Below are 12,835 nucleotides of genomic sequence, written 5' to 3'. Positions count from 1 at the left end.
ACCTTCACGCTGGCCCAGCTGGGCATCACCGCGGCCGAGGCGGACAGCCAGGACATCCAGCTGCTGTTCGGCGGCCGGGTGCGGCTGGGCAACGAATCGCCGGTCGATAACGCCCAGGTTCAGCTGACCTTCCGCGACGCCGGCGGCAATGCGATCGCCACCGCGACGGCCAACGCCAGCGGCGACATCAGCCGCTGGGAACTGATCGGCCAGCGCTCGGCGATCCCCTACGGCACGCGCTCGGTCGAGTACGTGTTCCGCACCAACCGGGTCACCGGCGGCAATGCCGACGGCTACTTCGACCAGGCCTTCCTCTACAAGCTCAGCGAGAACGCGGCGCCCGACATCGGCGCCTACGGCGACACCGTCAAGGATCTGCCGGTGGCCAACAACGCCGCCCGCATCGAGCTGCGCTCGCCGGACTTCTACCTCGACTGGGAAAAGTTCAAGCCGCTGAACATCACCTGGGAGACCTTCGGCAACACCGACGACTCGCCGGTGCGCATCGACGTCTACCGCGACACGGCCGACGGACCCAAGTGGGTGGCGACGGTCGTGGGCGCCACGCCCGACTCCGGCCAGTACACCTGGATCCCGGGCAACAGCGGCATCGACTTCGGCACCCAGGGCCTGCGCATCCAGGTCTCGCTGGTCAACAACGCGGCGGTGCTGGACCGCAGCCAGGAACCGTTCACCGTGCCCGAGGACGGCGCCACCTACTACGTCAACGACGGCTCCACCGCCGGCGACGAGTACACGACGGCCGTGGGCAACAACCGCAACACCGGCAAGACGCCGGATGCGCCCAAGCCCTATATCGCCAACCTGTTCCGCGCCTACGACCTGCAGGCCGGCGCCACGCTCTACGTGGACACCGGCAACTATCCGCAGTTCGAATCGCTGACGCTGTCGGGCACCGCCTCGCGCGGCTACGGCATCGACGAGGGCTTCGTGATGACCGGCCCGACCGGCGAGGGCCATGTGGCCTCGCTGTTCCCGATCGTGCCGAACGAGCGGACCTGGGCGCTGCTGGACATGTCGGACACCGACTTCGTCTCGATCTCCCACCTGCAGCTGCGCGATGCGCAGCGGGGCCTGCTGACCTACGGCGGCACGGAGGCCCTGGACCTCGACGACATCGAGGCCTACGGCATGGTCTACGAGGGCATCAACGCCAACACCACCTCGCCGCTGGCGACCTGGACCGGCCTGTACATGCACGACAACGGCGGCACCGGCCTGGTCGGCTACGGCACGCTGGGCGGCATCGACCAGCTGGTCAGCAGCAACAACCGCACCGACGGCCTCTACTGGGAAAGCGGCAGCCTCGGCTTCATCACCGGTAGCACCTTCAGTGCCAACTCGCGCTTCGGCGCCTACCTCTACTACAGCGGCGCCACCCGCATCCAGAGCAGCACCTTCCAGGGCAACGGCAACACCGGCCTGAACATGCCGGTCAGCAGCAGCACGCAGGCGCTGGTGGGCAGCACCGACCTGAGCCTGAACCTGGGCAACCGCTTCATCGGCAATGCCAACGGCGGCGCCAGCTTCAGCGGCAATGTGCTGGTGGCCGGCAACGTGGCCTCGGGCAACACCGGCAACGGCAGCTACGGCATCTCGATCAGCAGCGGCGAAGCGCGGCTCAACGTGATCTTCGGCAACGTCAACGGCCTGTACGCCTACAACTCGACCTCGGCCGAGAACCGGGTCTACAACAACGCCGGCTACGGCATCTACGCGCCCTACGGCACGGTCACCGGCAACACCATCTACGGCAACGACGTGGGCTTCTACGCCTACGGCAATGCGGTGGTGCGCTCCAACCTGATCTACGCCAACCGCTCGGTCGGCGCGCAGTTCCAGGGCAGCAGCCCGCAGTTCATCGGCAACACCGTCTACCAGACGGCCGGCGATGCGATCCAGCTTTACGGCAGCGCCTCCAGCGCGCGCTTCATCGACAACATCATCTGGGTGGCGGCCGGCGGCGGCGTCGGCCTGAACGTGGCCAGCGACTCGCAGGTCGGCTTCGTCTCCGACTACAACATCTTCCAGGGCGCGGTGGGCATCTGGCAGGGCACGCAGCGCGGCACGCTGACGGCCTGGCAGCAGGCCAGCTTCGGCGATGCGAACAGCCAGTTCACCGACCCGCTGTTCGTCAACCTGCTTGGCGCCGACGGGACGCTGGGCACGACGGACGACGACTTCCACCTGAAGAGCACCCACGGCAGCTTCCACGGCGCCTCGCTGGCGCCGGTGATCGGCGCGAACGGCCTGCCGATGCTGCTGAACGGCACGCTGACCAACGACGCGCAGGACTCCCCCGGGATCGACCGCGGCGCGCTCGACCAGCCCTTCGACCAGGAGCCCGCCCCGCGCGGCGGCTACGTCAACATCGGCTCCGACGGCAACACGCGGCTGGCCTCGCTGAGCCCGGCCGTCTATGTGCGCGTGATGTCGCCCAACGGCGGCGAGACGGTGGCCGAGGGCGAGACCACGACCGTGACCTGGCGCTCCGACGGCTTCACCGGCAAGGTCAATATCGATATCAGCCTGGACGGCACGAACTGGCTCAGCGTGGCCGCCAACGTGGACAACACCGGCAGCTATGCCTGGACGCCCACGGCCGGCCAGTTCGCCGGCGGCAACTACCTGCTGCGGGTCAGCTCGGTGGCGCAGCCGGCGGTGTTCGACGTGTCCGACGCCAAGTTCCGCCTGGCCGCGACCACCTCGATCTTCTACGTCAACGACGGCTCGCTGGTCGGCGACGAATACGCCACCGCGATCGGCGACGACGCCAACGACGGCCGCAGCGCCGACAAGCCCAAGGCCTCGCTGCAGGCGCTGCTCAATGCCTACGACTTCAAGCCCGGCGACATCATCCTGATCGACGCCGGCGTCTACAACCTCAGCACCAACCTGCTGGTCGACGCGCAGGACAGTGGCGTGCTGATCCGCGGCGCGCTGACCCATGCATCGGTGCTCAACCGCGGCAACACCAACAGCGGCCAGTACGCGCTCCAGCTTGGCAGCAATGCCACCGATGTCACGCTGGACCACCTGGTGCTCAGCGGCGGCCAGTACGGCCTGGTGGTGGGCGACAACAGCGGCGCCCACCGCTTCACCATCAGCAACAGCGAAGTCACCGGCAACAGCGCCGGCGGTATCTACGTCGGCCAGAACGTGCAGGACGGCACCATCACCGGCAACCTCGTCCACGACAACGGCGGCAACGGCATCTACGGCCAGTACACGCTGCGCCTGGAGATCAGCGGCAACCAGGTCTACAACCAGGGCACCGGCATCTCCACCTACTCGATCGGCAGCAACCCGGTGGCGGGCGACGAGCCGATGATCACCGGCAACCGGGTGCACGACGTGAGCGTCGGCATCCAGGCCCAGTACAACGGCCAGATCCTGAACAACACCGTCTGGGGCGCCAGCGACCGCGGCATCGGGGCCTACTCGATCACGCTGGCGACGGGCAACACCGTCTGGGGCAGCAGCACCGGCATCGACGGTTCCAGCACCACGCTGCGCAACAACATCGTCTACGCCAACAGCACGGGCCTGACCACCTACAACCTGCTGGCCGAGGGCAACCGCAGCTACGACAACACGCTGGGCGCCTCGATCAACGGCTACACGCTGTTCCGCAACAACATCCTCTACGACAACACCAACGGCGTGGTGATGCAGAGCGGCTACAACGCCGACGAGACCCACGGCTTCATCAACAACACCATCGTCCAGACCGGCGGCACCGCGATCCGGGTGCAGAACGCCTCCAACGCGCACCTGGCGTCCAACATCATCGACCTGCGCGGCGGCGCCACCGGCGTCATCGTCACGAACAATTCCGAAGGCGGCTTCCAGAGCGACTACAACCTGTTCGGCCAGGCGGCCGGCACCGTGCTGTTCAACTGGGAAGGCCGCGACTTCACCAGCCGGCCGGACTGGGTCTACGAGACCGGCTTCGACGTCAACAGCCGCATCGCCGAGGCCAGCTTCGTCGATGCCAACGGCGCCGATGACCTGAGCGGTTATGCCTCCCAGGCGATCGGCGCGGCGAAGATCCTCGACGACGGCGATGCCGGCGTCGTGTTCACCGGCAGCTGGACCACGGTCACCACCGGCACCGGCGGCTACCAGGGCGACCGGCGCGAGGCCAGCGGCTACGTCACCGGCACCGGCGCCAACTACGCCACCTACACCTTCACCGGCCTCACCGCGGGCACCTACGTGATCGCGGCCAGCTGGAACGAGACCAACGGCTCGGCCGGCAACACGCTGTTCAGCGTCTACGACGGCAGCGCCACCGCGGACGACCTGACGCGCAACTTCCGCGTCCAGCAGTACTCGCTGCCCAACGACTACACGCAGAACGGCGCCAAGTGGCGCGACCTGGTCACCGTCGTCGTCACCGGCGACACGCTGACCCTGCGCATCAGCGATGCCGGCAGCTACGGCAAGATCATCGCGGACGCGGTGAAGATCCAGCGCATCGTCGGCGATGCCGGCGCGGACGACGACTTCCACCTGCAGCCCGGCAGCGCCGGCGTGGACGGCGGCGACCCGGCGCAGAGCTATGTGCAGGAGCCGGTCAACAACGGCGCCCGCGTGGACCAGGGCGCCTACGGCAACACGCCGGGCGCCACCCAGAGCCCGGCGCCGATGGTGCAGGTGATCGGTCCGGCCGGCTTCGCCAAGCTGGAGGTGGGCACGCCCGCGACCATCAGCTGGCACACCGCCGGCCTGATCCCCACCGAGCCGACCCTGCTGCTCAATGCCGGCAACGGCGGCCCGGTGGCCGGCGGCGCCCAGGGCAACTGGCTGCGCAACGGCTACATGACGGCGAGCTACGGCAACAGCAGCTACACCGACGCGGTGGACGTCAGCGGCGTCACCAACCCGGCGCCGCAGGCGGTGTACCAGAGCTTCTCGTACGCCAACGGCACGGTGGGCCAGGGCCTGTCCTGGCAGCTGCCGGTGGACGACGGCACCTACACCGTGCGCCTGCACTTCGCCGACGACTACATCTACACCCAGCCGGGCTACCGCCAGTTCGACATCAAGTTGAACGGCACCGTGGTGCAGAGCAACTTCGACATCCGCGCCACCACCGGCGCCTCGCACAAGGCGGTGGTCAAGGAGTACACCGTCACCGCCAGCGGCGGGCAGGGCATCGACCTTGACCTGATCACCAAGACCAGCGGCTGGGGCGCCGAGATCAGCGGCATCGAGATCCTGCGCCAGGTGCCGGCCGGCGACGCCGCGGCCACCGTGGACCTGCAGACCAGCCTCGACAACGGCCTGACCTGGACCACGCTGGCCAGCGGCCTCGCGATGGACCGCTTCGGCAACGGCAGCTACCAGTGGACGCCGGAGCAGGCGACGGCCGCCAACACCGCGCTGATCCGCGTGATCGCCCATGCCGGCGACGGCCATGTGGTAGCCAGCGACACCTCGGACGAGCCCTTCCTGATCGCCAACGGCGGCACCGCCTACTACGTCAACGACGGTTCCACCGCCGGCGACGAGTACACCACCGCCATCGGCGACAACGCCAACAGCGGCAAGGACGCGGCCCACCCGATGGCCAGCCTGACCGCGCTGCTGCGCGCCTACGACCTGAACCCGGGCGACACCGTCTACGTGGACACCGGCCACTACACGCTGATCACCAACGTGGTCATCGGCGCCCAGGACTCGGGCGTCAAGGTGGTCGGCGCCACCGTGGGTGCCTCGATCCTGGACCGCAACAACACCAACGGCGGCCAGTACCCGCTGCAGCTCTCCGGCGCCACCGGCGTGACGATCCAGAACCTGAAGCTGACCGGCGGCCAGTACGGCCTGGTGGTCGGCGACAGCTCCGGCTCCCACGGCTTCCAGCTGATCGGCAACGAGGTGTACGGCAACACCAGCGGCGGCATCTATATCGGCCAGAACGTGGCCGACGGCCGCGTCACCGGCAACCTGGTGCACGACAACGGCGGCACCGGCATCTACAACCAGTACACGCTGCGCCTGGTGATCAGCGGCAACGAGGTCTACAACCAGGGCGCCGGCATCTCCACCTACTCGATCGGCAGCAGCGCCGTGGCCGGCGACGAGACGATGATCCGCGGCAACCAGGTGCACGACGTCAACGTCGGCATCCAGGTCCAGTACAACGGCTCGGCCGAGGACAACCTGATCTGGGCCGCCAGCGACCGCGGCCTGGCGGTGTACTCCACCTCGGGCACCTTCACCGGCAACACCATCTGGGGCAGCAACACCGGCATCGACGTCTCCAGCGCCACGCTGGGCGCCAACACGGTGTACGGCAGCACGCTGGGCGTCAGCGTCTACAACGCGACCGCTTTCGGCCTGCGCCTGTACGACAACGCGCTGGGCGCCTCGGTCACCGGCTACTCGATGTTCCGCAACAACCTGCTGTGGGACAACACCAACGCGATCCGCGTCAGCGGCACCTACAGCGGCGACGACACCCAGGGCATCGTCAACAACACGATCCGCCAGACCGGCGGCCGCGCGATCGACGTGCAGGCCAATGCGGCCAACGTGCGCATCGTCGACAACATCTTCGCCACCGTCGATGCGCAGAACATCGTCGTTCCGTCCAATTCCCAGAATGGTTACTACAGCGACTACAACCTCTTCGCCGGCAACCAGGACAGCGCCACCGCGCCGATCTTCATCAACTGGCAGGGCCATGACTTCGACACGCTGCTGAACTGGCGCTTCGAGACCGGCAACGACGTGCACAGCCAGATCGGCAACGCGAACTTCGCGGACGCCGATGGGGCGGACGACCTGAGCGGCTGGTCCACGGCGCCGATCGGCGCCGCCAGGATCCTCGACGACGGCGACATCGGCGTGGCCTTCACCGGCAGCTGGACCACGGTCACCACCGGCACCAGCGGCTTCCAGAACGACCGGCGCGAGGCCAGCGGCTACGTCACCGGCAGCGGCGCCAACTACGCCACCTACACCTTCACCGGACTGACGGCCGGCACCTACGTGATCGCCGCGAGCTGGAACGACACCAACGGCGCCGCCAGCAACACGCTGTTCAGCGTCTACGACGGCCTGGCCACCACCGGCAACCTGACGCGCAACTTCCGCGTCGGCCAGAACACGCTGCCCAGCGACTACACGGCCAACGGCGCCAAGTGGCGCGACCTGGTGACGGTGGTCGTCACCGGCGACACGCTGACCGTGCGCATCAGCGATCAGGGCAGCTACGGCAAGATCATTGCCGACGCGGTCAAGATCCAGCAGATCGTCGGCGATGCCGGCGCGGACGACGACTTCCATCTCGCGGCCGGCAGCCCCGGCGTGGACGGCGGCGACCCGACGCTGACCTATGTGATGGAGCCGGTCAACAACGGCGCCCGCATCGACCAGGGCGCCTACGGCAACACGCCCGAGGCCACGCAGAGCCCGGCGCCGCTGATCCAGGTCAACGGCCCGGACAGCTACGCCAAGCTCGAGGTGGGCACGCCCACGACGATCAGCTGGCACACCGCCGGCCTGATCGGCACCGAACCGGCCCTCTTGATCAACGCCGGCAACACCGGCCCGGTGGCCGGCGGCACGCTCGGCAACTGGGTGCGCAACGCCTACCAGACCCAGGGCTACAGCTACGGCAGCTACACCGACCCGGTGGACGTCAGCGGCGTCACCAACCCGGCGCCGCAATCGGTCTACCAGAGCTATGTCTACGCCAACGGCACGGTGGGCCAGGGCCTGTCCTGGGACCTGCCGGTGGATGACGGCCAGTACGTCGTGCGCCTGCACTTCGCCGACGACTACATTTACACCCAGCCCGGCTACCGCAAGATCGACATCGTGCTCAACGGCACGGTGGTGCAGGCCAACTTCGACATCCGCGCCGAGGCAGGCGCCTACCGCAAGGCGGTGGTCAAGGAGTTCAACGTCGTGGCCAGCGGCGGGAACGGCATCGACCTCGACCTGATCACCAAGAACAGCGGCTGGGGCGCCGAGATCAGCGGCATCGAGATCCTGCGCGTGGTGCCCGGCGGCGACCCGCAGGCCAGCGTGGACCTGCAGACCAGCCTGGACAACGGCGCCACCTGGCAGACCCTGGCGACCGGGCTGAAGATGGACCGCTTCGGCAACGGCAGCTACACCTGGACGCCCGACCAGGCGACCGGCGGGAACACCGCGCTGATCCGCGCGGTGGCCCATGCCGGCGACGGCACGACGGTGGCCAGCGACACCTCGGATGAGCCCTTCCTGATCGCCAACGGTGGCAGCGTCTTCTACGTCAACGACGGTTCATCGACCGGCGACGAGTACACGACGGCGCCGGGCAACAACGCCAACAGCGGCAAGGACGCGGCCCACCCGATGGCCAGCCTGACCGCGCTGCTGCGCGCCTACGACCTGAACCCGGGCGACATCGTCTACGTGGACACCGGCAGCTACACGCAGTACACCAACCTGGTGCTGCTGGCCGAGGACTCCGGCGTGACCATCCAGGGCCCGACGGGCCTGGGCCACACCGCGACGCTGGACCGCGCCAACACCAGCTACAGCGGTGCCTACACGGTGCAGTTCGCCGGCGCCGACAACGTGACGCTGAAGAACCTGGCCATCACCGGCGGCCAGTACGGCGTCGTCTTCGGCACCAATGCCGACAGCGACGGCAATGTGCTCGCCAACGACGAGATCCACGCCGCCACGCAGGACGGCATCTGGATCGGCCAGCTGAACGACAACAACACCTTCAGCAACAACATCCTGCGCAACAACGGCAACCGCGGCTACTACCAGGAGTACGGCAACAACAACCTGCTGGACGGCAACGACATCCGCAACAACCGCGTCGGCGTGGAGGTGGACTACACCAACACCACCAGCAGCACCGCCAACACCGTCAGCAACAACAAGATCCATGACAACTCGCAGTACGGCGGCTACTTCTATGCCGACAGCGGCGTGGTGGTGAAGGGCAACGAGGTCTACAACCAGGCCGGCACCGGCTTCTACGCGGTCTACTCGAACCCGTACTTCGAGGCCAACATCGTCCACCACAACGGCACCGGCTTCGACGTGAGCCAGGGCGGCTGGCTGAAGAACAACTCGGTGTACGCCAACACCACCGGCATCAACGCCTACCAGGTGCTGATCGAGGGCAACAAGATCTACAGCAACTCGGTGGGCCTGGCCGAGAACGGCTACAGCCGCGTGATCAACAACGTGATCTACGCCAACAGCAATATCGGCGTGAAGGTCACCGGCGGCCACACGGTGGGCGACGGCGACGGCTTCTTCAACAACACCATCCTGCAGCTGGTGGGCGAGGGCGTGCGGCTGACCGGCGGCGCCAGCGACGTCGTCTTCATCAACAACATCGTGGACGTGCAGGCCGGCTACGGCATGTCGGTGGATGCGGGCAGTGCCACGCGCTTCGTCAGCAACAACAACCTGCTCTACCGCGGCCCGGCCGCCAATGCCTTCATCGGCATCTGGCAGGGCGCCACGCAGGCCACGCTGGCCGGCTGGCAGACGGCTTCGGGCCAGGATGCCAAGTCGGTCACCGGCGATCCGAAGTTCATCGACATCGACGGCGCCGACAACATCCTCGGCGAGCAGGGCCTGTCCACCGGCAACGGCAGCGACGACAACTTCGAGCTCTCGGCCTTCTCGCCGGCCATCGACGCGGCCAATGCCTACCAGGCCCCGCCCAAGGACCTGGAAGGCCGCGACCGCCGCGACGACCCGGCCAGCACCAACAAGGGCCAGGGCTGGGATCTGTTCGTCCCGGCCGACCAGGGCTCGAGCCTGTTCACCAGCGGCGGCACGGCGCTGAACTTCCGCACCAGCGACTACGCGACGCAGATCACGCTGCCCTTCGCCTTCAGCTTCTACGGCCAGACCTACACGCAGCTCTGGATCAACGTCAACGGCTTCATCCAGTTCGCCGGCCCGGACTCGCCCTACACCGGCAACAACAACAGCACCGACGTGCTGCTGCGCAACGTCCGCATCGCCGTGCTGTGGGACGACCTGGACACCGGCCCCGCCGGCAAGGACATCTTCACCAGCTCCACGGCCACCAGCTACACGATCCGCTGGCAGGCCAAGCTGCAGGGCACCAACACCGACGTCAACGCCTCGCTGACGCTGTTCTCGAACGGCCAGGTCCGCTTCGACTACGGCGCCGGCAACACCGGCCTGACGCCCACGGTGGGCCTGTCGGCCGGCAACGGCGTCAGCTACGTGCTGTCCAGCTACGACGGGCAGTCGTCGCTCGCCAGCGCGAACTCGCTGCTGTGGACGCCGACGCCGGGCCTGGTCTACTACGACATCGGCGCCTACGAGTTCCAGGGCAACTCGGGCGACACCACCGGCCCGAAGGTCACGACGATCACCCAGCTCCCGCCCAACGGCGGCAGCACCGCGGCGGCCTTCAGCAGCATCCAGGTCAACTTCGACGAGGCGCTCAACGGCGTCTCCGCCCGCAGCCCGGCCAACTACGAGCTGCGCGGCGCCGGCGCCGACGGCATCTTCGACACCGGCGACGACCAGCTGATCAAGCTGACCCCGTTCTACAGCTTCCCCGAGACCAGCCTGACGCTGAACTTCAACGGCATCCTGGCCGATGGCAAGTACCGGCTGACCCTGTCCGGCACCAAGGCCATCTTCGACACCGCCGGCAACCCGCTGGACGGTGACGGCAACGGCACCCCGGGCGGCGACTACATCCGCACCTTCACGATCGACCGCAGCGCCAACCATGCGCCGGTGGCCAATCCGATGACGGTCAGCGTCAACGAGAACGGCTCGCTGACGATCACGCTGGCGGCGACCGATGCCGACGGCGACGTGCTGACCTACACGATCCCGACCGACGTACAGCACGGTACGCTGTCGGCGCTGGACCCGAACACGCACCAGCTGACCTACACGCCCGACGCCGGCTTCAACGGCACGGACAGCTTCGTGTTCAAGGTGGACGACGGCAAGACCGGCGTCTCCTCGGCCACGGTCAGCATCACGGTGAATCCTGTCAACGCCGCCCCGGTGGCGGTGGACCAGAGCGCCTCGCTCAACGAGGGCGGCTCGGTGAGCCTGCTGCTGTCGGCCAGCGATGACGAGACCGCGCGGGCGAACCTGACCTTCGAGCTGGTCACCGGCCCGGCCCACGGCACGGTCACGCAAGGCGCCGGCGGCGCCTGGGTCTACACGGCCAATGCCGGCTATGTGGGCAGCGACAGCTTCACCTGGCGCGCCAAGGACCGCGGCGATCCCGATGGCAGCAACGGCAATGCCAAGAACTCCAACACCGCGACCTTCACGCTCAACGTGCTGCACGTCAACGCCGCGCCGGTGGTCACGCCGGTGGCCGACCAGACGGTCAACGAAGGCAGCACGATCACCGTGCAGCTGACGGCCACCGACGCCGACGGCCCGGGCAAGACCTGGACCCTGCTCAGCGGCCCGGCCGGTTCCACGCTGGATGCCGCCACCGGCCTGTTCACATGGACCCCGGCCGACGGACCGAGCAGCTTCGACGTGCTGGTGCGCGTCAGCGACGGCGGCAGCCCGAACGCCTATGCCGACCTGAGCTTCAAGATCCTGGTGCAGGACGTGGCGCCGACGCTGGCCTTCACCACGCCCAACAGCGGCAAGGGCGTGGCCGGCCAGGCCTACACCTTCACCTACACGGTGACGGACCCGGGCCAGGACACGATCAGCTCGCTGCTGGTGGACTGGGGCGACGGCAACGTCGAGACCGTCAACGGCAACCCGAAGAGCCTGACCCACACCTATGCGGACGGCCAGGACGGCGACTACACGGTCAAGGTCTCGCCGACCGACGAGGACGGCGCCCATGCGCCGAGCACGCTGACGCTGCACATGGAGTTCAACGACCCGCCGGTGGCCAACGCGCAGAGCGTCACGGCCAGCGAGGGCCAGCCCAAGGACATCCAGCTCAGCGGCTCCGATCCGGAAGGCAGCGCGCTGGTCTACAGCCTGGTCAGCGGCCCGGCCCACGGCACGCTGGGTGCGGTGGACCCGGCCACGGGCATCGTGCGCTACACCTCCGCCGACGACTACAGCGGCGCCGACAGCTTCGTGTTCAAGGTGACCGATGCGGGCGGCAAGTCCGCCAATGCGACGGTCAGCATCACCGTCGTCGCGGTGAACCACGCGCCGGTGATCACGCCGGTGGCGCGGCAGTCGGTGGACGAGGGTCAGGTCTTGACGCTGACGCTGCATGCCAGCGATGCCGACGGCCCGAACCCGGTCCAGTGGACGCTGCTGAACGGCCCGGCCGGCGCCACGCTCGATGCCGATACCGGCGTGCTGAGCTGGCTGGCCAAGGACGGCAACGCCACGGTGTCCTTCACCGTGCAGGCCGACGACGGCGCGGGCGGCAAGGCCAGCCTGAGCTTCGATGCGGACGTGCAGGACGTGGCGCCGACGCTGGCCGTCAGCGGCGCGGCCACGGCCCAGACCGGCCAGCCCTATGCGATCACCTTCAGCGCCACCGACCCCGGCCAGGACACGATCAGCCAGTGGGTGATCGACTGGGGCGACGGCCAGCAGAGCACGCTCGCCGGCACGGCCACCACCGCCTCGCACAGCTACGCGGCGGCGGGCAGCTTCGCGGTGCAGGTCTCGGCCACCAACGAGGACGGCAGCTTCGCCGCGACGCCGCTGAACGTGGCCGTGACGAAGAGCAACCAGGCGCCGGTGGCCACCGACGACAGCTACGCGGTCCACGCCGGCCAGGTGCTGGACATCGCCGCGCCGGGGCTGCTGAGCAACGACAGCGACCCGGACGGCGATGTGCTGAGCG

The 12,835-nt window shown here is 68.0% G+C and carries 1 protein-coding gene; it reads left to right on the top strand.

Annotated elements, in window-relative coordinates:
* Positions 1-12,835, top strand: a 12,835-nt coding sequence (locus B0W88_RS23675; RefSeq protein WP_083749014.1) for a right-handed parallel beta-helix repeat-containing protein, incomplete at both ends; no start/stop codon positions are given.

Origin of the sequence: Pelomonas sp. KK5 (assembly GCF_001984095.1) — a bacterium.
Taxonomy (GTDB): Bacteria; Pseudomonadota; Gammaproteobacteria; order Burkholderiales; family Burkholderiaceae_C; genus KK5.
This window is presented reverse-complemented; position numbering and strand designations above follow the sequence as displayed.